At 44.2% G+C, this 26,450-nt stretch carries 27 protein-coding genes, 1 pseudogene and 1 riboswitch; of the genes and pseudogenes, 21 read left to right on the top strand and 7 right to left on the bottom strand.

Annotation, left to right across the window (positions count from 1 at the left end; all coding sequences use genetic code 11):
• Window positions 1-3: 3 nt before the first annotated feature.
• Together SD70_RS28500 and SD70_RS34160 are read right to left on the bottom strand one after the other, a co-directional pair.
• Window positions 4-2,535: a Spaf_1101 family AAA-like ATPase gene (locus tag SD70_RS28500; protein WP_052487999.1), complete on the bottom strand. Its 2,532-nt coding sequence runs from the start codon at window positions 2,533-2,535 to the stop codon at window positions 4-6.
• A 439-nt stretch (window positions 2,536-2,974) separates the two neighbouring features.
• The gene (locus tag SD70_RS34160) at window positions 2,975-3,313 is read right to left on the bottom strand and encodes a hypothetical protein (protein ID WP_052487997.1); all 339 of its coding nucleotides are present in this window, start codon (window positions 3,311-3,313) and stop codon (window positions 2,975-2,977) included.
• 216 nt (window positions 3,314-3,529) lie between these two features.
• Between SD70_RS34160 and SD70_RS28490 the strand changes: the two genes are divergently transcribed.
• The 6 genes from SD70_RS28490 to SD70_RS28470 all read left to right on the top strand — a co-directional run bounded on the left by SD70_RS28490 (window position 3,530) and on the right by SD70_RS28470 (window position 7,120).
• Window positions 3,530-3,943 (top strand): DoxX family protein, encoded by a 414-nt coding sequence (locus tag SD70_RS28490; protein WP_156158246.1) that lies wholly within the window; start codon window positions 3,530-3,532, stop codon window positions 3,941-3,943.
• A gap of 129 nt (window positions 3,944-4,072) precedes the next feature.
• Window positions 4,073-4,507 carry a YciI family protein gene (locus SD70_RS28485; protein WP_041051899.1) on the top strand — a complete coding sequence of 145 codons (435 nt, stop codon included), beginning with the start codon at window positions 4,073-4,075 and terminating at the stop codon, window positions 4,505-4,507.
• A complete protein-coding gene (locus SD70_RS28480; protein ID WP_041051897.1) occupies window positions 4,504-5,763 on the top strand; it encodes an RNA polymerase sigma factor in 1,260 nt (419 codons plus the stop codon). Before SD70_RS28485 ends, SD70_RS28480 begins: the two co-directional genes overlap by 4 nt.
• A 73-nt stretch (window positions 5,764-5,836) precedes the next feature.
• Window positions 5,837-6,079: a YciI family protein gene (locus SD70_RS38800; RefSeq protein ID WP_231571630.1), complete on the top strand. Its 243-nt coding sequence runs from the start codon at window positions 5,837-5,839 to the stop codon at window positions 6,077-6,079.
• Window positions 6,076-6,270: a hypothetical protein gene (locus SD70_RS38795; protein WP_231571627.1), complete on the top strand. Its 195-nt coding sequence runs from the start codon at window positions 6,076-6,078 to the stop codon at window positions 6,268-6,270. The genes SD70_RS38800 and SD70_RS38795 overlap by 4 nt, the downstream gene beginning before the upstream one ends.
• 52 nt (window positions 6,271-6,322) lie before the next feature.
• Window positions 6,323-7,120: an alpha/beta fold hydrolase gene (locus tag SD70_RS28470; RefSeq protein WP_041051895.1), complete on the top strand. Its 798-nt coding sequence runs from the start codon at window positions 6,323-6,325 to the stop codon at window positions 7,118-7,120.
• A gap of 418 nt (window positions 7,121-7,538) precedes the next feature.
• On the opposite strand, the gene SD70_RS28465 is transcribed toward SD70_RS28470, so the two are convergent.
• The gene (locus SD70_RS28465; RefSeq protein WP_041051892.1) at window positions 7,539-9,095 is read right to left on the bottom strand and encodes a COG4705 family protein; all 1,557 of its coding nucleotides are present in this window, start codon (window positions 9,093-9,095) and stop codon (window positions 7,539-7,541) included.
• Window positions 9,096-9,572: 477 nt separating this feature from the next.
• A riboswitch (cyclic di-AMP (ydaO/yuaA leader) is annotated at window positions 9,573-9,732 on the top strand.
• A 77-nt stretch (window positions 9,733-9,809) separates the two neighbouring features.
• Between SD70_RS28465 and SD70_RS28460 the strand changes: the two genes are divergently transcribed.
• Window positions 9,810-10,193 (top strand): hypothetical protein, encoded by a 384-nt coding sequence (locus SD70_RS28460; RefSeq protein WP_052487996.1) that lies wholly within the window; start codon window positions 9,810-9,812, stop codon window positions 10,191-10,193.
• Between the two features lie 327 nt (window positions 10,194-10,520).
• Here SD70_RS28460 and SD70_RS35430 read toward each other — a convergent pair.
• Window positions 10,521-11,866 (bottom strand): IS3 family transposase gene (locus SD70_RS35430; protein WP_156158245.1). Its coding sequence is split into 2 segments (ribosomal slippage): window positions 10,521-11,425 and window positions 11,425-11,866, totalling 1,347 coding nucleotides; the frame shifts between segments, so codons are not numbered across the junction.
• A 429-nt stretch (window positions 11,867-12,295) separates the two neighbouring features.
• On the opposite strand from SD70_RS35430, the gene SD70_RS28445 reads away from it, so the two are divergent.
• From SD70_RS28445 to SD70_RS28430, 4 genes are read left to right on the top strand one after another with little or no spacing between them, the layout of a single operon-like run.
• Window positions 12,296-13,033, top strand: a complete 738-nt coding sequence (locus SD70_RS28445) for a hypothetical protein (protein WP_041051886.1) — start codon at window positions 12,296-12,298, stop codon at window positions 13,031-13,033.
• Between the two features lie 2 nt (window positions 13,034-13,035).
• Window positions 13,036-13,413, top strand: coding sequence for a GntR family transcriptional regulator (locus tag SD70_RS28440; protein WP_041051884.1), 378 nt, complete (start codon window positions 13,036-13,038; stop codon window positions 13,411-13,413).
• 1 nt (window position 13,414) lies between these two features.
• Complete coding sequence (locus SD70_RS28435; RefSeq protein ID WP_041051881.1) at window positions 13,415-14,104, top strand: ATP-binding cassette domain-containing protein; 690 nt, start codon at window positions 13,415-13,417, stop codon at window positions 14,102-14,104.
• A 9-nt stretch (window positions 14,105-14,113) separates the two neighbouring features.
• On the top strand, window positions 14,114-14,551 hold the full coding sequence (locus tag SD70_RS28430) for a hypothetical protein (protein ID WP_041051879.1): 438 nt from the start codon (window positions 14,114-14,116) through the stop codon (window positions 14,549-14,551).
• 337 nt (window positions 14,552-14,888) lie between these two features.
• Here SD70_RS28430 and SD70_RS38785 read toward each other — a convergent pair.
• Together SD70_RS38785 and SD70_RS28425 are read right to left on the bottom strand one after the other, a co-directional pair.
• Window positions 14,889-15,198: pseudogene (locus tag SD70_RS38785) on the bottom strand (transposase); the annotation flags it as partial.
• Window positions 15,199-15,438: 240 nt separating this feature from the next.
• Window positions 15,439-17,844 (bottom strand): YcdB/YcdC domain-containing protein, encoded by a 2,406-nt coding sequence (locus SD70_RS28425; protein ID WP_041051876.1) that lies wholly within the window; start codon window positions 17,842-17,844, stop codon window positions 15,439-15,441.
• A gap of 279 nt (window positions 17,845-18,123) precedes the next feature.
• Between SD70_RS28425 and SD70_RS28420 the strand changes: the two genes are divergently transcribed.
• From SD70_RS28420 to SD70_RS35420, 10 genes are all read left to right on the top strand, one after another.
• Window positions 18,124-19,044 (top strand): ABC transporter ATP-binding protein, encoded by a 921-nt coding sequence (locus SD70_RS28420; protein ID WP_041051873.1) that lies wholly within the window; start codon window positions 18,124-18,126, stop codon window positions 19,042-19,044.
• Window positions 19,037-19,984: an ABC transporter permease gene (locus SD70_RS28415; RefSeq protein WP_041051870.1), complete on the top strand. Its 948-nt coding sequence runs from the start codon at window positions 19,037-19,039 to the stop codon at window positions 19,982-19,984. Before SD70_RS28420 ends, SD70_RS28415 begins: the two co-directional genes overlap by 8 nt.
• Before the next feature lie 137 nt (window positions 19,985-20,121).
• Window positions 20,122-20,289, top strand: coding sequence for a hypothetical protein (locus SD70_RS36530; protein ID WP_156158244.1), 168 nt, complete (start codon window positions 20,122-20,124; stop codon window positions 20,287-20,289).
• 42 nt (window positions 20,290-20,331) lie between these two features.
• Window positions 20,332-20,943, top strand: coding sequence for a DedA family protein (locus SD70_RS28410; protein ID WP_041051868.1), 612 nt, complete (start codon window positions 20,332-20,334; stop codon window positions 20,941-20,943).
• Between the two features lie 25 nt (window positions 20,944-20,968).
• Window positions 20,969-21,643 (top strand): response regulator transcription factor, encoded by a 675-nt coding sequence (locus SD70_RS28405; RefSeq protein WP_041051866.1) that lies wholly within the window; start codon window positions 20,969-20,971, stop codon window positions 21,641-21,643.
• On the top strand, window positions 21,643-23,058 hold the full coding sequence (locus SD70_RS28400) for a HAMP domain-containing sensor histidine kinase (RefSeq protein ID WP_052487994.1): 1,416 nt from the start codon (window positions 21,643-21,645) through the stop codon (window positions 23,056-23,058). Before SD70_RS28405 ends, SD70_RS28400 begins: the two co-directional genes overlap by 1 nt.
• A gap of 17 nt (window positions 23,059-23,075) precedes the next feature.
• The gene (locus SD70_RS28395; RefSeq protein WP_041051863.1) at window positions 23,076-23,699 is read left to right on the top strand and encodes a DedA family protein; all 624 of its coding nucleotides are present in this window, start codon (window positions 23,076-23,078) and stop codon (window positions 23,697-23,699) included.
• Window positions 23,700-23,703: 4 nt separating this feature from the next.
• A complete protein-coding gene (locus SD70_RS28390; protein ID WP_231571625.1) occupies window positions 23,704-24,318 on the top strand; it encodes an undecaprenyl-diphosphatase in 615 nt (204 codons plus the stop codon).
• A 433-nt stretch (window positions 24,319-24,751) separates the two neighbouring features.
• Complete coding sequence (locus SD70_RS28385) at window positions 24,752-25,750, top strand: glycosyltransferase family 4 protein (RefSeq protein ID WP_041051858.1); 999 nt, start codon at window positions 24,752-24,754, stop codon at window positions 25,748-25,750.
• A 2-nt stretch (window positions 25,751-25,752) separates the two neighbouring features.
• Complete coding sequence (locus tag SD70_RS35420) at window positions 25,753-25,929, top strand: hypothetical protein (protein WP_231571624.1); 177 nt, start codon at window positions 25,753-25,755, stop codon at window positions 25,927-25,929.
• An 89-nt stretch (window positions 25,930-26,018) separates the two neighbouring features.
• Here SD70_RS35420 and SD70_RS28380 read toward each other — a convergent pair.
• The coding region (locus tag SD70_RS28380; RefSeq protein ID WP_052487993.1) for a C40 family peptidase at window positions 26,019-26,450 on the bottom strand (432 nt) is incomplete at its 5' end.

The following is a 26,450-nucleotide window of genomic DNA, read 5'->3' as shown; positions in this document are numbered from 1 at the left end:
AGATTATCTAATGGTGTTTAAATATAAATTACTGTAAGTCTGTACTTTATGCTTAAAGGAATCTGGGCCACCTTCAAGATTGTTAAGAACATGTTTAAGAATAACAGGATCTGAAGGGTATCCAGTCTTCTCCAGCCATCCATATTCATTGTTCGAACTCATCACAATAATTTGCTCTGCATCCGCGTTAGTTACTATTGTTGAGCTATGAGTAACGATGATTACTTGTCTAGTATTTTTAATTTGGCGCAGACTAGCAACCAGATTTTTGTAAATGTATTGGTTGTCCAGATTATCCTCAGGCTGGTCAATAATTAGTGGTGTATTGTCGTAGACGTGATGACCGAATTGAAATACAAAGGTAAGCATTGCAACCACTTTTTGACCTAAAGATAACTCCGTAATTGGTTTCATTAGAATTTTTGGTGTATCTACTAGCTCGCGAGAATTTACGTTAAACTCAAGTGTAAACTCATCGGTTACTTCAAAATATCGTTCAAGGCACTTCATTAATCGATCAAAAAAATATGTAAGAACTTCAGCAATTTGTTCAAAAACAATATGCCTATTAGTATCATCAATATAGCTTAATCTCTTTTCAACATCACGTTGAGTAATTTTAGTTTCATCAATAAATGATTCGATAGATAGTAGCTCTTGCAGTTCACGATATTTTTTTCTGAGCAGGTAATCTAAAAACTCAAGAAATGAAATCTTTTCACATATTTTATAGATATAGCGCTCTACATCGTTCCAAGATAAATAAGTATTTACGACTTTGTCATTACCTGAAATGGGTCCAAGTAAAGGGCCAAGGTAATACTCGGTCTCTTTCTCTTTTGGAGAATAAACTACTTGTATAGTGTTGCGATACTTGTTGTTAAATGCCCGGATTTTTGCCTCAACGGTCTTTTTTCGAGCATCTACTTCGCCAATCATTTTAGTTAAATTTGATCTTAGAAAATGTAATCTACTTCTTTTAGGTTTCTCTCTTAGATTTCTTATAAACTCCGGGATAACTTCGTAATTTACACCATATAAAATTGTATCTTTAATAAAGCTACTGATTCTCCCAGAGTCAATGCGACTTACCAAATCGTTAATCGAATACCCTCTTCGATATATTTTATGAAGTATTTCAATAGTTTCTTTTTCTTTAAGTTCGTGGAAAGATCTGGGCCCTAAAATCCTAAATATCTTGATCCAATGGAAACTTAACTCGGACTCATTATCGCCTTTAAATGCTTTTTCGAGATAAATATTTCTGCTATTAAAATTGGCACCATCTATTACTTGCGGAATGAACTCGATAATGTAATCATGCTGCTTGAACGTAAATACGATATAAATTCTGCGACTTCTCGAAATGAAGTTTAATTTTTTCTTATCCTCGCAATGTAAAGTGAAGATCGTTTCTATCGTGTTAAGAATTGTACTTTTTCCGGTTCCTCGACCACCAATAATGCAATTCAAATCCTTAGAGAACTCCACAACAAAGAATCTGGATTTGTCCAAATTTTTAAGGAACCCATTTTGACCAGGTTCAATTACTAATCCCTTAATAAATTTGTCGGCTTTATTTGGTTTTTCAGTATAAATGCTTATGTTATGATTGTTGATTGAGTTTTTTAAAGCTGGGAAAGTAATATTACTAAATTTTATCCAGGTATTTTTTTGCCCGAGAGTATGAATTTCGTGAGAGTCACTTTCATAAATGTAGCCCATTTTTGAACTAAAATCTTTATTGAAACTACTTATACGTTGAGTTACTGTGTGTTTTGCATCTAAACTTGTAATCCCTACTACTTTCATCTCATCATTAGCAAACAAAGTGCTGTTATAACCGTGACTTCCCAATAAATCAGATGAATTAATATGAGCTATATAGGAGATTCCATCTAGCTCCTTGGCAATCTGCTCCATCATAAAGTGAGCAGTATTATAAGTTCCTTCTTCCTCGTTAATTATGTACTCTTCGAGGAATGCCTCAACCTCTGAATATTTTGTTTTATCAAAAATACCTATTAAATGATTTTTTTCTGAACAAGATATCTCCACTCCAAGAAATAAATATATTTGTTTTTGTTTTGTATTTTTTAACCGTTCTTTGTAGTAACGATCCAAAGCATAATTTAGTTTTGGATAACCTTTAACAGTATTATGATCCGTGATAACTGCTACCTCAACCGTAGAAGAGTATAATTTATGGGCTATTAATCCATATGAAAAAAATTCTTTAAAGGATTCATATGGTCGGCCTTCTTCCATCATTTTTATTTTATAAACATCTGATGTGTATTCCTCGATATTATCCTTGATCACTTTCGCTACTTCAAAAGTTATGTAATTCTCAGTTACTCCAATGTCGAGAATTTCCTCGATACACAAATCTGAGTATGATTTATCGCTAATTAATCGATAGTCATGAGATGCAGGCGTATGGAAATGGATTTCACACTTTTTTAGTTTCCCATATCTTTTTCTCGATTTTTCAATTAGGTCATACACTATTTCTAATGTGCTTTTTGATTCCATGCTATTCCCCCGCATTTTACCTTATACATAATAAAATAAAAGCTCGGAGGTAAGATCACGAGCTTTTAATAACGTTTTCCAATCATATACATTTTAAAATAAGTCAGAAAATCTGTACATAGTAACTTGCTTATAAGTTCAACTGTGATAAGAGAGTCATTAATTTGGTAACATCATAGCTTTAAGATCATTTGATAATGTTTTTGACCCGCTCAGACCTTTTAAGTATTTTAGAGGGCCACCAGTCGACCAATCCATTTCGGTTAGTCTATTAATAAACCGTGGTAAGAGATTCAGATCAATTTGCTTTTTTGTTTCTTGAACACATTTTAACAACACATGATTGCCGGCCATCGACAAAGCATCTATGCACACAATGTGTATTAACCGCGAACCCTTGTAGTTATTCCAATCGTCAAAGAATGTCTCTTTCACAGTATTAAAGTAATTCATAGCAATCAATATTCTCCTCTTTTTTAAAAGAAGATAACCGGTAGTCTGCTGTCAACAAATGTAATGTGCGATAAAGATTCTGAAGAGTTACATGTCGTCCTTTGCTTCTTTTACCTGTAATGCTCCCAATCATATAGAACGGGCTTTCTTTACGGACTAAAAGCTCGGTAACGACCCAACTAATATCATCTGAGTCTCTTGGTAAGAACTTATTTAAAGAAGGTCCAATGCCTTTAGCTTTTGTATTTATCGTGTCAAAAAGCTTGATTTCCTCTTCTTCATCCAGGCAATCCCTCTCGAAGCAAAAGCTTTGAACCCTTTCCACATTCAACATTCCTCCAGGTAAGCAGCGCGTTATTTTCCACATTGAAACTGTATTTATTTTATCTAAACCGGTCAGCAAGGGATAGTAGATAAGCCGAAGGCTTTTCTCAAAAAAAATTGTTCAAGTTGTCGATATTGTCATTTCCTATTCGTTGTGTGAATGTAAGCAACTTTTAACGGGTCTAACGATCCGATAATGAGGAGGATAAGATTGAGGATGATGATCGAACGGGAAATGAAGAAGAACGGGAAGACGGAAGTTTCCAAAGGACGGCTATGGACGGCACGGATCATGAGCGGGGTTGTTATTTTGTTCATGGTTTTTGACGGAATCGGGAAAATCATGGGGCCTGCGCCGGTTGTTAAAGCTACGCTCGAACTTGGGTTTGCGGAGCGACATATGGCGGTCATGTGGATTTTGGGACTGATTTCGACCCTTTTTTACGCCATACCCCGTACTTCCTTCTTGGGTGCGCTTTTGTTGACGGGTTACTTGGGCGGAGCCGTGGCGGCCCAAGTTAGAGTGGATGCTCCTTTATTTTCCAATGTTTTGTTTCCGGTGTATCTGGCGGTATTGGTGTGGGGAGCGGTATGGATCCGGGATGAGAGAGTGCGGAAACTTCTTGGCTGAGTTTGACGCTACGGAAGGAAGAGGAATTCGAATGGCGCCTCTGGAATTACTCATTTATGCAAAGTTCTAAAGGATGGCCGATATTTCTTATCGAGATGAAAAGCCTAAACAAAATAGGAGGGTATCCCAATGCGATTCATGATGGTAGTTAAAGCAACGAAAGAGACAGAGGCCGGCACGCCGCCGAGCAAGGAGCTTATTGACGCGATGATGAGGTACAACGAGGAATTGGTGAAGGCTGGCGTCTTGATAGCTGCGGAAGGTCTTCACCCGAGCTCTAACGCCGTTCGTATTTCGTATCCCGTGCCCGGAGGGAAACCGAAAGTGGTGGACGGTCCTTTTACGGAAGCGAAAGAAATCATTGCCGGGTTTACGATCATCGAGGTCAAATCGAGGGAAGAGGCGATCGAATGGGCATTGCGCATGCCGGATCCGAACGGCTTCGGCGAAGGGGAGATTGAGCTCCGCCAAATTTTTGAAGCGCCCGAGCTGATCCAGGATCCCGAGGCGCTCGCGAAAGAGATTGAGCTGCGGGAGCAGGTTACGCGGCATAAAAAATTATGAAGGAAGCGGAAGTTCACCGCAGTATCGAAGCCATCTGGCGGATCGAATCCGCCAAAATTATTGCAGGTTTAATGCGATATGTACGGGATATCGGGATTGCGGAGGATCTCGCACAAGAAGTATTTATCGTTGCTCTGGAACGGTGGCCGGATACCGGTATTCCTGACAGGCCCGGGGCATGGCTGATGGCAGCCGCCAAACGCAGAGCTATCGATTTGCTGCGCAGAAACCAATTGCGTGATCGTAAATATGAGGATCTCAGCCATGAGATCGACTTGCATCATGAACCGGACTTCGATGCAGCTCTTAGCGATCCTGTAGGCGACGATCTCTTGCGCCTGATCTTTATGACCTGCCACCCGTTGCTCTCCGCCGAGGCGCGAGTGGCGCTTACGCTTCGGCTGCTGGGCGGACTTACGACAGAGGAAATCGCTAGCGCATACCTGGTTCCGGAATCGACCGTCGCCCAACGCATCGTGAGGGCCAAACGTACGCTTGCGGATGCGCGCGTCTCCTTCGAAGTCCCGGAAAAGGCCGAACTCGATTCCCGATTATCTTCGGTGCTTGAGGTTATTTACCTGATGTTCAATGAGGGTTATGCCGCGACTGCGGGTGCGAACTGGATTCGTCCTTTGCTCTGCCAGGAAGCGCTGCGTCTCGGGCGCATCTTGGCCGAAATTGCGCATGAGGAGTCTGAGGTTCACGGATTAGTCGCGCTGATGGAAATTCAGGCGTCCAGGTTCAAGGCGCGGGTTGGTCCAACCGGAGAACCCATTCTTCTGATGGATCAGAACCGTACGCTATGGGACCGGCTTCTCATACGCCGAGGGCTTGCCGCTCTTGAGCGTGCACGAAAAATGGGGCGTCCATTAGGTCCATATGCTCTGCAGGCCGCGATCGCCGCATGCCACGCGCAGGCTCCTACCGCGTCGGAAACCGACTGGGTCCGCATCGCAGCGCTCTACGAAGCATTGGCCCGTGCGACGCTTTCGCCTATCGTGGAGCTGAACCGCGCGGTAGCGGTCGCCATGGCTTTCGGCCCGTCGTTCGGACTGCAAATGGTAGACGAATTGTCCAATGAACCCTCGATGAAGAATTACCACCTATTGCCTAGCGTACGCGGCGACTTTCTGGTTAAGCTTGGACGTACTGCCGAAGCACGACAAGAGTTTGAACGTGCGGCGTCGCTTACGCGTAATGAGCGCGAGCGCGAATTGCTTCTAAAGCGCGCATTCGAGTTCGGGAATGAGGGATGAGCCGCGTTCTTTTTTCCAGATTCGTGCCGGCGGCAAGGTTGGTAATATGGACAATAGGGAGGAGTGTACTCGAATGCGATTTATGATGATAGTGAAAGCGACTCGGCATTCCGAAGCCGGCGTCAACCATTCGGGCCGACTTTTGGAAGCGATGAACGCTTGTTGCGAGGATATGTCCAAGGCAGGCGTGCTGCTGGCAGCGGAATGGTTGTGTCCGAGTTCCAAGGGGATCCGGTTGACTTATCCCGTTGCCGGCGGCAAACCGAACGTATTGGCTGGACCTTTTGAAGAAATCGACGGGTTGGTCGCCGGATGATGATGATCGAGGTGGAGTCGGAGAAAGAGGCGTACGAATGGGCGATGCGACTGCCGGACCCCCACGGCTTCGGCGAAGGGGAAATCGAGCTGCGCCAAATTTGCGAAGCTGCGGAACTCCCCCGCCATTCGGGACTAAAGCTTTTGGAAGCTGACTTGCGCGATCAAATCGATATATTGAATAAAACATGATTTGTTTCGTCCACTGATGTCGACGAGAAGATCCACGGATGAGGAGGATGTTATGAGTTTCGTCATTTCCGGAGACGGTACCCGAATCACGTATGACAAAGCTGGCAGGGGGGCGCCACTAATTTTGATAGACGGCGCATTGTGCAGCCGCAAGAACGGACCGAACGGAGCGCTCGCCGCCTTGCTGTCGCAATATTTTACGGTCTATACGTACGATCGCAGGGGGCGCGGTGAAAGCGGGGACAGTGCTCCTTATCAGGTAGAGCGCGAAGTCGAAGATCTGGGCGCCATCATTGAGGAAGCCGTTGGATCCGCTTACGTATACGGCATCTCTTCCGGTGCGGCACTTGCTCTTGAAGCGGCGGTTCGTCTCGACTCCATCAAGAAGCTGGCCTTATACGAAGCGCCGTTCGTCATCGACGGCAGCCGACAGCCGGTTCCGGACGAGTATACGGCGCAGATGGAAAGGCTGATCGCATTGGAGCGCCGAGGCGCGGCGGTTAAGCATTTTATGCGCAAAGGAGTCGGCTTGCCGGCACCGATCGTCGCCATTATGCCTTTGATGCCTACTTGGCCGAAACTGAAAGAAGTCGCTCACACCCTACTGTACGATACGCTGCTGACCATTGACTATCAAAAAGGTCAAGCAGCGCCTCTTTACCGGTGGGCAGGCGTCAAAGTTCCCGCTTTAGTGGCGGTTGGCGGCAAAAGTCCGGCATGGATGCGCAACGCGATGAAAGCCTTGGCGGATGTGCTGCCCGATGCGCGTCACCAGACGATAGAGGGACAAACACACATCATAAAGTCAACCGTTCTTGCGCCGGTGCTGCACCGGTATTTTGCAGAGTAAACGATTGATGCACCTTTCGATATAGCTGAAAGCCCGGCCACCGCCGGGTTTTTCCTTTTTACCAATGGGCAAATATCGCTAATGAATCGCGCGAAAGAGGCCGGGGGAAATCCTTACGGTACAAGTGCAACCGTAGATAATAACGGAAATTTTGATACGAAGGTTCTGGATGCGGTCAAGCATCAAACTCGACGTATCGTAACCGTGCGGCAGCATTGCAAACCGGTCTGAAAAGAAATACACATTAAGTGTCCAACGACAGAAAAATGAGTACTTTAGAATCCTCTATTTATGGTGAGTAGGAATAAAAAGTAATTAATTTTCTGTCGCGTTTCTGCGACAGAAAAATGATTAGTTCTTGTCGAGACTTCCCCAACAGCCTTACATTCATCTGAAATAGACGACCCTTTTTTTAATTTTATTTATTTACTCCGTTTAGGATACTTAGCGAATTGTTGAGTGCAGATTTGCACTTGCTGGCATCAGGTTTTTTCGAACGGACTGCAGCTAATATAACGTCTATAGTTCCATCAATTTGGGTCCATGTTTTGCTATCTATTTTTCTAAGCTCAGGCTCCGATGTATCCCATTGATGTTCCAAATTATCAGCGCCTTGCTTTGCAGAAGTAAAGTCATTTGAATCTACATGGTGTAGCATATCACTTTCAATTTTAACGAAATCTGTTAGTTTTCCGGCTAATTTATTTTTTGGAGAATCACTTTGCGTTTTTTCAACTGATGTAGTTTGTGTAGTAGCAGTTTGCGATTCTAATTTATTTGCTCCATTTATGATACTAAGCGAATTGTTAAGTGCAGATTTGCACTTGCTGGCATCGGGGTTTGCTGAACGAACTGCTGCTAATACATCGTCAATAGTTCCATCAATTTGGGTCCATGTTTTTCCATCTATTTTTCTAAGCTTAGGTTCAGCTGTATCCCACTGGTGCTCTAAATCGTCAGCTCCTTTTTTCGCTGAAGCAATGTCATTTGAGTTTACAGAGTTTAGGATATCACCTTCAATTTTAACGAAATTCGATAATTGTCCAACTAATGAAGTTTGTGGAGAATCGGTTTGCGATGCTAAGTTATTGCTTAACCCAACGTAGCCGCCTATACCAACAACAAAGAAAATACACAGTACCACAACAGTTTGCGTCAAAACATATTTCTTTCTTCCAGTTGTCTGGTTTGTTTTTGCCGGTTCACTTTTTATCGCTGCATCTAATTTTGTAACAGCAAGAAAAACGATTATCGCTAAAATAGCAATAAGAAAGATTACACTAGTTACTGTCGTCCCTAGACCTAATGCACCATTAATTTGGGGCTGAGATAGGTAATCACCTAATGATGCTCCGAGTGGACGAGTAAGAACATACGCGATCCAAAACGCTAATATCCCATCCAGTTTCAAAAATTTCCATGCTAAGAATATGCAAGCAATTATAATAACGACTGTTATACCTGTGTGAAGATAACCAAGTCCGAGTTGTTCGGAAAATAAATCGCCGGCTGCTGTTCCAAGGGCAAATGTGAACAGAATGGTAAGCCAATAGAAAACTTCTCTTTTTCTTGTATAAATCGAGTGTATCGAGAGTGTTTTTTCGCTAAGATACCAAAAAAGAAAAGTTGCTCCTAGTAACACAGAGAAAACTGCAGTACTAGTCTCAAGAGGTATTCCGACATTGTCTGTTAAATTGTCAGTTACCAACGTCCCGAATACACTAATAAGCACAACTGTTAGCCAATAAATGCCTGGAACATATTTAGTTGCTCTGATTTGAAAATACAATACAATGAAAAACGCAATTCCCATGATTATTGTAGTGAGTGTTAGACCAAATCCAAGATTGAAATTTAGGAAATCAGCAAATGTTTCACCTACAGTTGTGCATAAAACCTTGATAATCCAGAAGAAAATAGTAACTTCTGGCACCTTGTTAAGTAATATTTTCAAGTTATTTTGGTTCGCTTCCATACATGATTTCCTTTCTTTGTAGTGGTTTCCCACAATTTATTTTTTATACCTCCCACAATCTATAAAAGATATCTGTTTCTTAAACCACGTTATATTGGGATTAAAATAACACTAATATAGTAAGATTAAAGGAGCATTAAAGATTATTTAACAATTGCACAAAATACTATTTAGGACGAAGATGATAATTCGAAGTCAATCATATTCCGACGATCTTCGTCGGCACGATGGTCGAATAAGGGAAATATGATGAATCCATCTATTCTACTGTCCAGCGTACAATTGAAGATTTAATACCTGTTGTAGAGAGTAGAAAAGCGACATCCTAGACTTATGTATTCTCTTAGGCGATTTGACCTAATAGTGGACCAGGCAGGCATATGCAAGAGGCTACAGAGAGGAAAAAATAAGGATTTTATAACTATTGTTTCTAAAACCTAATTGAGGTAAATTTACTCATGTTCATTTTCCATAGCAAGTCCTACTACGCTTAATTCTTTGTATCAAAGAAGCGGGGGAACCAAGTTTTCTGGGGTGAGTACACGATTCTGCCCGAATTGTTGCGGCAGACAAAGTGTTAGGGTCATCTTTCGATCCGAATCCGTCAGCTAACTTCGTCAGCGTAGAAAGAGTAGGATCCTCTTAATTGAATTATTGAGCATAATTCCCTCGCTTCCTTTTTTCGTTACCCAAGAAAGAAGGAGGAGCATCAGTGTGCCATTCACAACAATAATCAGAGAGGTGGAAAAGCTTTTTCAGAAGAAAAAGCCGGAAGTAACTGCAAATCGTCGAAATGAAATTGTACATTTGAAAGAAAAACTAAAAGAATTTAATATTCAATTTTCGAATTTGGTCGATCAGTCCTCAGCAGAGGAAAGACTAAACCTAGTAAATATTGGAAAATCGTTGGCGCAAAACGATGCATGGATGAATGAGTTATTTATCGCTAGAAAGCTACCGGTTGATCAGCTGTTAAACAGTCATAAAGAAATTTCACGTAAACTGTTGGATGACCATTATCAATTCATTATTTCTATAGCGTTGATTTTTAATGGACCTTTTCCTTGCCTTAAAGAATATATTCAAGTGAGCTTGTGATGAAGAAGCTGGGTATCTCTTGCGAGATACTCAGATTTTCTTTTCGTTTGAGGTTGTGACTTGAATCAATTTATTGCCACGATTTGAAGTATTATACTGCCTAAAATCCGTTGAATTTTAGGCAGTATTACGTTTTGCTTGATCGATATTGAAGCATTTCTTTGCCTTGAGTACTGAATGTCATCTTGTGCAACATCGCTAAAGTAACGGGCAGGATAACGCGGTGCAAGCTGTTGTTATCAGGTTATAATGTAGTAGTCTGTTAAATATGATCCTAAAAGGCGGCATGGGAATTTGAAGTGACCCCAAAAAGTTAGACATATTTATTTAGGCAATTTGCTGGGCATGAATTCGGTATTGTACCGGACTCATGCCTTTTAATTTGGACTTGATTCGTTTGTGGTTGTAGTAATTCATATAGTGCGCTAATTCTTGCTTGAAGTGGTCTACACTTTCAAATTCGTTGAGATATAGAAATTCCGCCTTCATTATGCCAAAGAAATTTTCCATTACCGCATTATCGTAACAGTTTCCTTTGCGAGACATGCTTTGCGTAATTCCTTGCTCCTTCAAAGCATGTTGATATTGCTTCTTCTGATAGTGCCAGCCTTGATCCGAATGCAGGAGGAGTACATCCTCCTCAGATAAGCGTTCAAAGGCCTGTTTCAGCATATCAGAGACCAAAGAGTAAGTCGGACGAGATCCGATTGTGTAGGTAATAATTTCACCGTTAAACAAGTCTAGAACGGGGGATAAGTACAGCTTCTCGCCAAATAACTTAAACTCCGTAATATCGGTAACCCACTTCTCATTTGGCTTTTGCGCCTGAAAATGACGATCAAGTACGTTCGGGGCTATTTTACCTACAGTCCCTTGGTATGAACGGTATTTCTTCATGCGAACTACGCATTTCAAACCTAGTTCTTTCATGATCCGCTGCACTTTTTTATGATTAACTCGAAGGTTCCGATTCACCAATTCATCTCGGACACGACGATAGCCATAACGGCCATTATGCTCTTCATATATAGATTGTATAAGAATCTTCAGTTCTGCGTCGGGATTGGGCTTGTGACACCGCTTCACCCAGTAATAAAACGTGCTACGAGGGATTCCTGCAAGTTCTAGTAATTCCATCACCGGGAATTCAAGCCTTAATTCAAGGACGACTTGCGCTTTGTCTTGGTTGGTGATTTTTCCTTGTTCTGAACTAAGGCATTCAACTTTTTTAAATAGGCATTCTCCATGCGCAAACGCTCGTTTTCCGCCTGTAAGGCTTCTATTGAGCCTGCAGCAGGTTCTTTCTTCTGTTTGTCCATCGTGCCATGACGCCCCTTTTTCATTGGTTTGAGGGCGTCGATACCATGTGCGTTGAACTGGCTGCGCCATTTTCGAATAATCCCTGGTGAAGGGATATTGAAAATAACAGCGGCTTCGTTTGGAGACGTCCCATGCTCATTCATATAGTTGAGTACGTCTAGTTTAAATGCGATGGAGTAAGCTGTATAGCTTTTTTCAAAGGCTTTTAAACCGTGATATTCGTATTGCTTGATCCACATACGCAGAACTTCATGATTTACGCCTAAGGACTTCGCAATGCTCTTAGCTCCAGCAGTTCCCGACACATATTGGTTAATCGCTTCTAATTTTAATTCTAAATTAAATTTGGACAAAAAAACTGCACCCCAATCGTTAGATGATGTCTAACAATTGGGGTGCAGTTCAATTTCCCATGCCGCCTTTGTCTAAGGAAAGAAAGTTTATGAAGAAACAGGTACATTAATGCCTTAGAGGCTGTTAGCCCTTGAGCCCGTTTATTCCGCTCTTTGGGTAAAATAGCGCGCAATTATTACAATACGTGCTGTGAATCGGCGGCCTTTTCAGCTCTGGGGCAAGATAGTTAACGATCAATTGCGGGGGAAACGTATAACAAGTAACTTGCGATAAAAGCTGCAAAGCTGATCTTTAATGGCCAAGCATGAAAGGCACAGGTACTTCTTCTTGCCTTTTTTTTCTAATACCCATTTACATGCTACAGTGAATTAGTGTACTATATCATTAGTGCACTAGACTACGATTAATTTATAAAGGGTGAATCGGGTATGCGGCAGTGGTCAACTTTGTTCATTAAGGATTTCAAGTTAACAAGAACCGTATTCTACATCGGACTCGTCATCAATGGTTTGATTGCTATGCTGACGTTATTCTTGGAGAAGGCAGCGGACGATAGCTTGCTGATGTTCGTGCCTTTAGCGATTGCCGTTGCCATTCATGTGATTTACGTTCCTCTTATTGTGTTTGTCGGGTTAAAGTCGGAGGGCAATTTGCACTTATGGCTGAGCAACCCCCAACCGGCTGTTAAATTGTTGTTGAGCAAAGTGGCGAACGGTTTGCTGATGGTCGTAATTTCATTAGTCTCGGTATATGGGTTTTCCAGACTACTGATCGTACCCAAGTTCAGCTTGATTGAGCCGTATTGGACGGATACCTGGAAGGCGGGATGGTTCATCTTTCCTCATGTGATTTGGATATCTATTGAACTTAGCGTATGGGTGATGGTTCTTTGGGCCCTGTACCAATACCTTAAGCTGAAAATCGGGCGTTGGAGTTGGGCAGCGGTTGCCGGCGCGGCCATCCTATCCGCATGGCTAAATGTTTTGATCACATCCTCTACACTGTATCGGCATGTGATGGACTGGGGAGGCATTACTTATAAATTTCCTACTTTATTATCCGATCCAATACAAACCTACGCAGGCGGGTATGTATACGACCTCATGATTATCGTCGGACTATTCATAATAACCGCGTGGCTCGTGGACAACAAAGTTGAGGGATAACGATGGATGAATTTAATGCTTCAAAGCCGATCTATTTGCAATTGGCGGATCGTATACATCGACAAATTATAAGCGGAGAATTGAAAGCTGGCGAGAAGCTTCCTTCGATCCGCGATATGGGAATCAAATACAACATGAATCCCAACACCGTTCAAAGAGCTTACAGCGAGCTGGAGCGTGAAGGGATCTTGGAAACGAAGCGAGGTCAAGGAACGTTCGTTCCGGAACGTCAGGATCGCCTGGTTCAACAGCGTGACAAGTTGAAACATGAACAAATTGAACAATTCGTTCACGTCATGCGAGAAATGGGATACAGCGCGGCAGAGATCCTGTCGGGGCTGACAGATTATTTGAACAACGCTGAGAAAGGCGATGAGTGATATGATTCGGATGACAAACGTTACAAAGAAATATGTCAATCAGATTGCGCTTCAGGATATCTCATTGACGATACCCATAGGTAAAATCATTGGCATTGTGGGCGGCAATGGCAGCGGGAAGTCAACCTTATTAAAGCTAATGTCTGGACTTTCGCTGCCCACTAGCGGCAGTGTGACGGTTAACGGAGAGACGGCCAATCGAAGAACCGGCAAAGTCGTTTCTTATTCCTCCGAGTCGAGTCTCTTTTATCCGATATTCACGGTACGAGAAGCAATGCAGTTTCAGGCTTCACAATTTGCCGACTTTAATCCAGCGAAAGCAGAAGAAATCATGAAGCTTATGCGCTTGGACCCTCATATGAAAATTAAATCGCTTTCCAAAGGTAATCGTGGCCGCTTGCAAATCGTTCTTACGTTGGCGAGAGAGGTACCCTACATTCTGATGGACGAACCCTTATCCGGGCTTGATCCGATGATACGTGACTCTATTGTGAAGGGCATGATCTCCTACGTTGACTTGAAATTTCAGACCTTAATCATGACTAGCCACGAGGTTGCGGAAATCGAAACTTTAATAGACGGCTTCATTGCGCTTAAGGACGGTTCGTTGCTTAAAATGGCCGATGTGGAAGAATTGCATGAATCGGAGGCTCTTCGCATCAAGGATTGGATGAAGAAGGCATATGTATAGGGGAGAGGGATGATGAACGTGACGGAACAATCCAAGAAGGTATCACCGAGTGAAGTATCGTTATTACGTCTTTATTTGTTGAGAGGGGGTTACCTTCTTATCGTCGTGGGACTCGGTATCACGAAATGGCCTGAATTTATCAATCGTTCGGGGTCGTGGGAGCTGATGGAGGGGATCGTGCAATGCATGCTGCTCGCCTTCTGGGCATTATGCGTCCTCGGGTTGAGATATCCCCTGCAGATGCTGCCTGTACTTCTATGGGAATTAGCGTGGAAAACAGTCTGGCTGATCATCGTTGCACTACCAATTTGGACATCCGGTCGGATGGACGATGCAACGATGGATATGGTCACTGCTAACTTGTGGGTCGTGGTATTTCCCTTCGTCATTCCTTGGCGCTTTGTGTTTGCAAACTATGTGAGGAAGCTCGGGGATCGGTGGGTTTAAGCCTATTCCAGAATTCGAAATAATTATTGATTGAGCATATAGGTGATATGAATTATATCGATTACAACGATGGGTCAGGATATCATTGATAATCAAAAATTGAACTTGTGAAGTACTAGTCGATAAAATGCAGAATATCCGATTTTTCCGAAACGAAAATCTTCATGTTCTGTAATGGAAGATCGTTCAACTCCCTCGGTACGGTAGTTAGATGTATGAAATGGGAGCTGCTGTTTCGACTCCCGTTTTTTATTTTGGCTTGAAGCATTTTCTTTGCCGCGGGTTCTTTGAAGCAGTTCCTTGCCGTTGCGGCAATAAATTGGTTCAAGTCTCAGAGGTACAACATTTTTCCAGACTTGCTCAGTCTGTTCAAACGCACTCGTTCCTTACTCTCATCCCAGATATGGTGGGCGAGCACCTTTCGACTATTCCGGGATCGGGTGCATTTGTTCATCATCGGACAGGTGCGACAATACTTCGGATCCGAGGCGTATTGCCGGTAACCGTGGCGGTCGGTTGTTCAGTAGGTAAGTTCGTGTTTAGCCGGACATATGTAGACGTTTCGCTCACTATCGTATGTAAAATTGCCACTTGTGGAAAAGTCCTTGTGTAGGATGAAATCGGCGATGTGCAAACACAGCAAAAATCAATGATCCTGGGGGACCAGATCCTCAAGGGAAACAAATTCGTAACTTTGCTGCTTATCCCGTTTCGAACGTAACATGACGACACCATCCGATCTTGAAATAGTTACCTATATTATATCATATTAACGCGGTGTCGTAATGAAATATGAGAACAAAAAGAAAGCTGTCGAGACTTTCTCGACAGTCTGAGGAGCAGTTGCCTATGCTTAGGTAAACTGCTCCTTTTTGCGTCGCTAATCCTTAATTTACGATAACCTGATCCAGCTTGCCCTGCAGCGTTACGAGACGCATCAGTACGGCCGCGGCTTCCGCTTTCGTGACCCTGTGCTGTGGATCGAAGCGGTTGTCGGCGGTCGCTGTCAGCAATCCTAGCTGTACGGCGAGGCTAACGGCTCCCCGTTCGGCGTCGCTGATTTCACTGCGATCCAAGAAAGATTCTGCGGCATTTCGCTCCAAGACTGAAGCCAGCTTGTCGTATTTGATCACATGAATCAGGTTGACAGCCAACGCTTCCCGGGTTAGAGGCTGCTCAGGATGAAGTTCCGGCGTCGTCTCCGGGTTCAGCCATCGGTTCTGAATATAAAGCTGCGATGCGGCATAATAAGGGCTTGCGGCATCCACGTCGCTGAAGCCGGCCACCTTGACGTCCGCTCTGTAAGGAGCCTGCGGCTCGAAGTTCGGATTGACAGCTTGCTTCATCATGTTCATCCAGTCGCCGAAGGTTAACGCTTCGTCCGGATGAATCAAGTCCGCATCGTCAGCCTTGATGACGCCGTACTTCAGCAGAGTGGCCAGCTCCTTCCGCGCCCAATGCTTCGCAATATCCTGCGGAATAGGGTCCGAGCCGGACGCGGGGGATTCCGTTCCGGTAAAAGACGGCGTCCACTCGCCGCTTGCCGCATTGAGCACAAAGCCGTTTTGATTCGGATTGCGATTGACACGAGCATACACCAGTTTGATCGAAACGGGCTGAAAGTTTCCATTAGACGCAAGGTAATAGCCGCCGAATCTCTTGTATTGGAGCTGCTCCGTCGTATCCGTCAAATATTTGGCTTTTGCATCTTCGAGTGTGAGCTTGGCCTCCAGTTTACCCAGCGCCGTGTCCAAATCATCGGTCCGATTGGCATAATAGGAGGTTAGCTTGCCGGAAGCATCTAGGCTTAACGACGCGCTTTCTCCGCCGACCGGAATTCCTTTGTAAAACCGTTGAAACTGGAAGTCGAAAGACGAATCTCCTTGCTTCGGGTTTGTGCTCGCGGTAATAAGTTTCAATTCGTTGGCGGCATCCGGATACAAGATGTTAATGTACTCCGTGGCCTTGTTCCTGGCCTCTTCATTGGTGATGCGCGACGTTGTTTCATGCTGATTCTCCGACTGTGTCCATGGCGGTCCAAAAGCATTTTGGCGGTATTCTAGAATTTGTCCGGTCATGGCGTCCACCGAAGCATGGGTGCTGCTCGGAAAAGGCTGCGGCTTCTGCGGCTGTTCCGTCCAATTCAAATCCCAGACCTTCTTGCCCGATCCGAATGAATAGGGACCGTCGGAACGCAACGTTTGATAGGAGGGCTTCCTGTCCTGTGGAATCTGCATCCGCTGCTCCACTGCTTGAACGGCTTGATCCGCAGTCAACTGACCGTGATCGCTTCCCAGTACCGGAGTGAAGACAGCCGACATCTTCTCAACATCCGCATATGGAGCGCTTTGCGTGTCCGCCTTGTTCCCCATTTCATCGAGGAGATCGCCCGTTTGCGCATCGACGTTTGCTTCTCCCATACGGCGGGGCGTCCAGCCGAGAATCCATTTTTTATCGCGATAGGAAGTTTTATAAACAGGCATGTATTGCAATGTATAATCTACGGACGCTTCATAGATTTTTGAAGCTTCCTCAGCGCTAAGAGCAGGCGTTCCCGACGGGTACACATCGCCGGACACACTCCGATTGTAACCTGTGACCTGACCGTTGCCATCTACCGTTATGTACAAAATATCGCTCGGACTCCTGACGCCGTTCACGTCAATCGCAAATGAAAAACTGTAAAGAACTGGGCCGAACAAAGGCTGCGGAGCGTGCACGAACACGGTATCGGACTTCCGGATTGCGCTTTCGGGTATCGAGGGGGAGGCCTTCTTGATAAACTCCTTCGCAACCGCCAAAGCCTCTTCTTCGGTCAGCTTGGGCGGATAGTACGTCTCGTTCTTGCCCGGAATCGGCTGATAGATGCTGGTCGACAGCAAATCGCCCGTCATCGAATCGACCTTACTGCTAAACCCGTAACTATTATTTCCTACCGTATATTCCCACTGAATCGACCAAACATTTTGATACTGCGGAGGGTAGGTACTATGGTCTCCGAGCTGAACGTTGGAAACAGTAAACTTCTCAAACTGTGGAAACAGCTTTTTCACGATTTCGACGGCTTGCTCTTTCGTGATCTTGGCTGTCGGTAAGGCGGCATTCTGTACGGCTCCCGTAGATGGGACCGCCGACCCGGTAGCCGAAACGGATACTGCCTCTCCGGCGGTTACCTGCACCGCAGACGTCTCGGCGAACGCTGCCGCGGGCTGCAACCCGACTAAGCTCAGCGTAGTAACCGCTACCGCTTTCTTAAGCCTCTCCGGAAAATGCTTTCGGTAGATCATTTTCATCTCAACGCATCCTTTGCTAGGATTTTACAAAACATCTTTATTCCTATACGAAGAAATGCCGGAAATGGTTGCTATTAGCCCCTCGAAAGAATTTCCCAATCATTCAAAAAATGCATTTCACCGTTGCAACTCATAAAATGATTAAATACAAAGAACGCCGTCGAGACTTTCTCGACAGCCTGGGTATTTCTTGCGAGATACTCGGCTTTTTTGATATTCTCATGAAATTTTCATGTTCGTTTTTTATACTGGTGCCAAATTGCATTGGGGGGATAGGACGTGACGGCACCCATTCTTAAGCTTTCTAACCTGACGAAAAAAATTGGAAATAAACTCATCATCGATCGTTTGAATTTCGAAGTGCCTAGAGGTGAAATCTTCGGTTTTCTGGGACCTAACGGAGCTGGCAAAACGACAACCATCCGTATGATGGTAGGATTGATGAGCATAACGGAAGGCGACATTTTGATTGATGGGGAAAGCATCACTCATAACTATAACAAGGCTATTGTCAAAGTAGGAGCCATTGTAGAAAATCCGGAGATGTACAAGTATTTGAGCGGGTATCGGAATTTGGTCCATTTTGCCCGTATGGTTCCAGGAGTGACTCAAGAACGTATCCATGAAGTGATTCGCTTGGTCGGTTTGGAGAACCGGATTCAAGATAAAGTCAAAACGTATTCGCTTGGGATGAGACAGCGGTTGGGAGTCGCACAAGCGCTGTTGCATAAGCCGTCCGTTCTTATTCTGGACGAGCCTACGAACGGTTTAGACCCTGCCGGCATCCGCGAATTGCGCGATTATTTGTATAAGCTGACGAGGGAAGAAGGTATCGCCGTTATCGTTTCCAGCCATTTGCTAGCCGAAATGGAACTCATGTGCGATCGGGTAGCCGTTATTCAACATGGAAGATTGGTGACCGTTCAAACGATTAAAGAATTTATGAGTGAGGGAACCCAGGGTTCGGTCGTATTCGAAGTCGATAACTCGGAGAAGGCGCTGAAGATTCTTTCCGAAGAACTGTCCGCGCATGCGAGAGTTACAGAAAACGGTGTGGAGTGCTGGTTGGACAAGGAGCAGGTTGCCGAAGGGAATGAACGTTTGATTCGCGGCGGAATCAAGGTCTACGAAATCAAAAGAAACTCGCTAACGCTCGAAGATAAATTTTTGAAAATTACGGGGGGCGAATCCGTTGGTTAATCTGCTTTTGAATGAAAATATGAAAATTTACTGCCGTCTGCGTACATGGATGTTCGTCATCGGCTTGGTATTAACGGCAATTGGGTTTCTGGTTGCCCAACAATATAGCGTGAAGCCATTTCAAGTAGCCAATGCCAATTGGACGGTCAATATGCAGAAGCAGATTCTGAATGATAAACAGATGTTAGCGAATATGGACAGAGGAGCTGATTGGAGGACACATGTAACGAACCGAATCAATGTTAATCAGTATCATCTTGATCATCAAATTCCTCCTACAGAAGACACATTGTGGGGAAATGTATTGCAAGCAGCTGACCTCATGATTGTGGTGACGGTATTAACGGTTATTATTGCTGGTGACAGTGTGGCAGGGGAATTTACCGATGGAACGATTAAGCTGCTGCTCATAAGACCGGTATCGCGCTCCAAAATTCTGCTATCGAAATATGTATCGGCCCTGATGTTTTCGTTTTTGTTGTTTATCGTTTTATTTGTTAGTGCTTTCTTGGTTTCGGGAATCATGCATGGTTTTCATAATTTGGGTGCACCTTATGTTTATGCCTCCAGTGACGGCATTGTCCACGAAACGAATATCGTCCAGCATTCGATAGTTACGTACTTATACCAAGCGGTTCAAATGATTATGGTCGTTACTTTGGCATTTATGATCTCGGTCTTGACTCGGAGCAGTTCCATCTCCATTGCTCTGTCCGTGGGAATTATGTTCGCCGGTACAAGTATTGTGGGGTTCTTGGCGCAATTTAATTGGGCTAAATACTACTTGTTTGAAAACACCGATTTAACTCAATATTTGACAGGCTCCCCTAACGTTCACGGGATGACGCTGCCATTTTCGGTCACAGTCATTATCGTTTACTTTATTCTCTTTAATGCCCTTGCGTGGACCGTCTTTAAGAAAAAGGATGTCACTGCGTAATATGTGAAACTCGCCTTTATTTAAAGGTGAGTTTTGTTTGTAATTTGATGGTTTTCTCATGGAGTTTTCATTATTGTTTTCTATACTTATGTTCACGGAGGGGAAGTAAAGCCCATTAATCATAAAGGGGGAATAATATGTTGGATAACCGTTCTCAAGAAATGCAACAGTTTTTGGATCAGATTCAATTTATCGAGGCAAAAGTGGTGCAGTTGATAGCGAAATCCAATCTATCCGAACAAGAGAAGCTGTACATTCTCAAACATATATTAATTGTCCCCGGTACATCGGACGAAGTCAATTAATCAGACCACGAATTCTGGAGTAGAAAAAAGGGGGGGGATAAGATGAAAGAAACCATGCTCACACTCATACAACATTACGGATACACGGCAGTATTCGTATTCATGATGCTGGGAATTATCGGCTTGCCTCTGCCAGTAGAATTTATATTGATTTTTGCGGGATCTATTGTAGCAGCAAGTAAACTGCATATCGTTTGGTTGATTTTGATTGCATGGCTCGGTGTTTTAGCGGGTATGATTGTAAATTATGGACTCGGAAGAACGATTGGAATCAAACCCATCAGTAAAATCACCAAATATGTTCATTTACATGAAGATAAACTGAATCGGTTGGCGATTCGTTTTCAAAAAGCCAGTGCAGTTTTCATCGTGATCGGATACTTTGTGGCAGGGCTTCGGCATGCATCTCCGTTCCTTGCCGGTGCCAGCGGGATGCCATTCAAAAAATTCGCTTTCTATGCCATGGCCGGAGGATTACTCTGGATTTCGGGGTTTACCTTTCTCGGACAAAAGATCGGTCATCACTGGCATAGCATGATGAAGTGGCTGCATCATCCCATCGTTATTTTAGTTATAGGGGGCATTTTGCTGCTTGCATACTTGTTGAAACACAGGGTACTTTCAACAAATTCTCATGTTCCTAAGGTAAGGTAGAGAAAACAGGAAAGGAAAGCCTTTAGTGAAACAAATTTTGCTTATTGAGGATGAGAAAAATTTAGCCTTGTTCATTGAGATGGAGCTCAAGCACGAATTCTTTGCCGTTACGAAAGCATTTGACGGACGAACGGGCCTGGAGCTCGCGCTTGCAAAGGACTGGGACCTGATCCTGCTGGATATCATGTTGCCTGAGCTAAATGGAATCGAGGTTTGCAGGCGTATTCGAGAGGTGAAAACAACCCCGATTATCATGCTTACAGCTAGAGATAGCGTAGCGGATCGGGTATCCGGTTTGGACAGCGGGGCGGACGATTATATCCCCAAGCCTTTTGCCATCGAAGAATTACTGGCTCGAATCCGTTCTTTAAATCGGAGATTGGACATGACGGTCGAGCAAGAACGCGAGACGATCTGCCATCGCAATATAACGATCGAACTAGATGCACGGTTAGTGAAACTTCGAGGCGAGGTAGTGGAACTGACGAAACGAGAATTCGATCTCTTGGTCATGTTGATGCGTAATTTGAATATTGTCCTTTCGAGAGATGTGCTCATGGAACGAATTTGGGGCCACGATTCCGAAGTGGAAACGAATGTGGTGGACGTATATGTACGGTACTTAAGGAATAAACTCGACGAACCCGGGCAAGAAAGCATGATCCAAACTGTTCGTGGCGTAGGATACGTGATGCGATAATGAAGACTCTATGTGCTTTATTATCCAAATTGCCGATCAAATGGAAGATTATGCTGTGGTCGACAGGTATCATGTGCATTCTGTTCGCGGTTTATAATGCTGCCCAGTTTATCACCCTCGGACAGTGGCTTAATAACCAGGAGCGAGTTTCCATGCAAAAAAGCATGGCTCAGATTCAGGAGTACTACCAAGAAAAGAAAACGGTCCTAGATGTCGATCAAGTCCGCAACAGCAAGAGCTATTTGGAAAAAATAATCGAGAGAAGGCAACTCATTCGTATTCTTGATCAAAATGGCCTTCAAATCATAGCCGTATCGAATCGTCTGCCCGACGACTGGGTACCGCCGGAAGAGTCTTATCAATCGTTGTTCATCAGCGTCTGGCATGATAATGAGCATTTGTTGGTGCTGAGGAGTCCGATTCACACGGATCACTTTCAAGGTACCGTCGAAATCGTAAATAACTTGGAAACATTGGATCAAATTTCAAACATCATTCTGGTGGTTATGGTTATCGCAGGCCTGGGTGCGATTTTTTTTAGCGGATTCGGTGGATTTCTGCTGTCTAAACAGCTGCTGCATCCCATTCAATCTTTAGTGGAAACGATTCAGAACATTAAAGTAAAAGGCTTGCAAGAACGTGTACGGCCGATGAATAACAATGATGAACTGTCGCGGCTTGCACATCATTTTAACGATATGATGGACCAACTGGAGACTTCCTTTCAGCAACAGAAACAATTCGTTGAAGACGCTTCGCACGAACTCAGGACGCCGCTAGCTATCATGAAGGGGCACTTGTCACTGCTCAAGCGTTGGGGTAAGAACGATCCTCAGGTACTTGAAGTCTCCTTGGATGCGGCCATTCAAGAGTTTCAGCGTATGGAGGGAATTGTTCAGGAGCTGCTCGAACTGACCCGTTCCGAATCGGATCATCCGGAAGCTCTTATTGAAATTGTGAAACCTTCCGCGTTTGTCCAGCAATGTGTAGAACGTTTCTCTTCGGCGCACCCCAACATGGTTTTCGAGACCGATTTGCATTTTACGGAATCCGATGCCATTGAGGTGGTGCCTTACCAACTGGAACAAGTTCTGGTTATTTTACTCGATAACGCGGTGAAATACTCGGCTGACAACAATGTAGTGAGGATAAATGGGATGAAGCAAAACCATTTTGTCAAAATCCGAGTGACGGATTCAGGTATTGGCATTCCTTCTGATGAATTGCCTTATGTATTTGACCGCTTTTATCGGGTCGATAAAGCAAGAAGCCGGGAGGGAGGCGGAACGGGAATTGGGTTAGCGATTGCCAAACGATTGGTGGAACGGAACCGCGGAAAAATAACCATCATGAGCAAGGAACATTATGGAACTACAGTAACGGTTAGCATTCCGGCATGCTCCAAAACTGAATAAGAGAGGTATTTCAAAAAATGCTACATGCTGCGATTGAATCCATTTCGGCGTTAGCCACCTATTTCATACATTCGTTCGGGTTGATGGGGATCTTGATCGGTATGGTCTTGGAGAGCGCTTGTATTCCGCTGCCAAGCGAAGTCATTATGCTGACTGGAGGATATTTTGCGGAACAAGGCACATTTTCGTTCTGGGGAGTTGTGGCGGCCGGTGTCATAGGTAACGTAATCGGTTCTGTCATCATTTTCTGGATCGGTGCAAGCGGAGCTCGGCATCTCCTGGACAAGTATGGAACATATATCTTATTGAATAAGAAGCATTTAAAACAAGCGGAGAATTGGTTTGCCAAGTACGGGGAATGGGCCGCTTTTATCGGGAGAAACTTGCCGTTCATCCGCACTTTCATTTCATTGCCTGCCGGGATCTCGAGAATGAGTTTCTTCAAGTTTTGTCTCTATACATTTTTAGGATGCATTCCTTGGAACATTGGATTGACGTATTTAGGTTTCAAAATGGGACAAAATTGGCAAGTCGTCGAAACCTTCATCCGTCCCATAACTTATTTAATTTGCGCCCTGATTCTGATCTTCATCGTTCGATTCATCATAAAAACAATTCGCGAAAAGAAAATGGGAGGTTGAAATCGTGTTGCAACTGGACTATCAGTTATTTCAGATCATCAATGGGCTAGCCGGATCGGTGTCCTTCTTAAACCCGTTGATGCGGTTTTTGGCACAGCACGCAGAATATTTGTTTTATATCGGCGTCATTATATATTGGTTTATCCGAACGGAATCCAATCGGCGCATGATTGTAGAAGCCCTGACAGCCGCCTGCATAGGACTGGCTATTAGCGGTTTGATTGGGGACTTCTTCTATCGGGACCGGCCGTTTGTCACACATGCCGTGTTCCAGTTAATCCAACATCCGGCAAACGCTTCTTTCCCTAGCGACCATGCTATCGGCGCCTTCGTTATTGCCACTACGATCTGGTTGTTTCGAAAGAAAGAGGGTAGATTATGGCTTGCTTTAGCGGCCTGCATAGCATTTTCAAGAATTTGGACAGGGGTTCATTATCCATCAGATGTAATTGCCGGGGCCTTGATCGGAGTGGCTGCCGCGGCAGGTGTACATCAAGTATTCGTAAAATCACGGTTTGCTCAGAAAGGACAGCTTGTCGGTATTAGGCTGTATGAACGAATCGAACACAAGATCTGGCCCAAAACGAAAGATAACGTAAGAGAGGCTCATCGTACCTAGAAAGAATCGGGGCCGTATGAAGGAGTCCGTTCTTACTTACTGGAACTTGCGGTGACGGGCATAAGAAGCGGCCAATGCCACCAGGGAGTGCTCCTTCGCATTCATCCGAGTGTCCAAGCGGATGTGGTGTGGATTATAGGAATTAGCCCACCTATGCACACCATGTTCGGGTTCGGAAAATTCCTTGGATGTACTGTTTTGTATTTATCCGTTCCGGGATGTCAAGGCAATATGCTTTCACTCTTTCAATTGGTATTACGGAAAAATTGTTTGTTTTCAGTTCTATTGTTCACAACAGGTCTATGAATTTATGCGGACAGATGATCATATGACTCAAAATTCTCAGGTAGATGATAACTGTCCAAATTTATATTAGATATGACGCATATTATGAGGTATTTGACAGCACTTACGGATTGGGGGATACTACCCTGTGGTAAATACTTCTAAAAAGCGATTAACCATTGTTCAGGTGATTTCCAATAGGCCTAATGCACTTCCCCTGCCTCCGAAAAATCAAGGAGGGACGGAAAAAGTCGTCTACGAGCTTACCGAAGAACTGGCACGGCGCGGTCATCGTGTCCTGCTTTTTGCCGCGAAGGGGAGCCGAACGAGTGCGGAACTCATCACTTATCCAAAAGGCTTAAAGGAGCTCGGTATCGGCTCTTTTGTAACGCAAAGATTGCCTAAGGGTACCGATATCATCCATGATCATACATTCTCTTCAGCATTAGGACGGCGTAAGTTGCTTGTTCCGACGCTTTGTACATTTCATCTGCCTAGAAAAAGGTGGGTTAAATACCCTGTGTACGTCAGCAAGAGAGCAAGAAAAGTTATGGGAAACAACCGCGGCTTTTATGTATATAACGGCATCAACCCAAGCGAGTATGAATTTAGCAATAAGAAGAACAATTATTTACTTTTCATCGGACGCATTATACGTCAAAAAGGTATCTTGCATGCGATTCGTATCGCAGAAATGACAAAAAAGAAACTGATCATAGCCGGTCCTATTAAAGACGAGGCATTATTTCGCAATGAAATTGCCCCTCGCATCAAGAATAATCCTAATATTCGTTACGTCGGGGCTGTCGGCGGCAAAAAGAAACAACAATTGTTGAAGCATGCGAGCTGTTTGCTGTTCCCGACCGTCTGGGAAGAGCCGTTTGGTCTTGTCATGATAGAAGCTATGGCATGCGGCACTCCTGTCGTTGCTTTGAAGAACGGTTCGGTACCTGAAGTTCTGAAGGGCTTCCCCAATCTGATCTGTAGTACGGTAGAGGAAATGATAAGAAAAGTAAGACGAGGACGCTACCCTGCGCCCAAAGTATTAAGACAATATGTGTTAAACCGATTTACAACGAAGAAAATGGTCGATAGGTACTTGCGTATATACGAAACGATTCGCAATCATGTCAAGGAAATGCGATAGGAATGGCTCAGATAGAGCCTGGTGATTTGATTTTCTTTCGGAGAGATCGATACTCGCATTACAGAATCGGTCATGTAGGCGTTGATATTGGCAATTGTTTTATTTTGAGCACTTATAAATCGCCGCCGGGAGTAACGATTACGAAGTGGAGAAGCCCGTATTGCTCAAACGTTATGTGATGGCAAGAGAGATCTTGTAGAATTGGCTAAACATAAAACGAAGCAAGAGCCACCGCGGCGGCTCTTGCTTCATGAGAATCGTCTTATCATTACACACGGCGGGCCGTAATATAATGGCTATTCCAGTAAGAGCTATTCATATCCGAAATGATAACCCCTCGATGCGGCAAATTATTGATAAACTGACCATTGCCAATATAAATCCCGACGTGGTTGATTTGCCCGGGGGTACTTACGCTGAACATGACCAAATCACCGGGTTGAAGCTGGTCTCTCGGCACAAAGCTTCCGATTTGTGCTTGTGCTCTGGACCCCCATGGTATATGAATGCCATTAAGCTGAAACACGTACTGGGTATAAGAGGAACAGTCGAAAATCAGGCGGCTTTGATCGCGTGTTCCGAATTGATAAGTTACTCTGCCAATAAACGACTTAGCCGTATTGACGATATTGTTGTTAACTCCGTTATTTGTCAATGCGGAATTCATATGTTGTTGTGAAGCAGGTAGAGACTGCTGAGA

This window comes from Gordoniibacillus kamchatkensis (assembly GCF_000829455.1).
Taxonomy (GTDB): domain Bacteria; phylum Bacillota; class Bacilli; order Paenibacillales; family NBRC-103111; genus Gordoniibacillus; species Gordoniibacillus kamchatkensis.
This window is presented reverse-complemented; position numbering and strand designations above follow the sequence as displayed.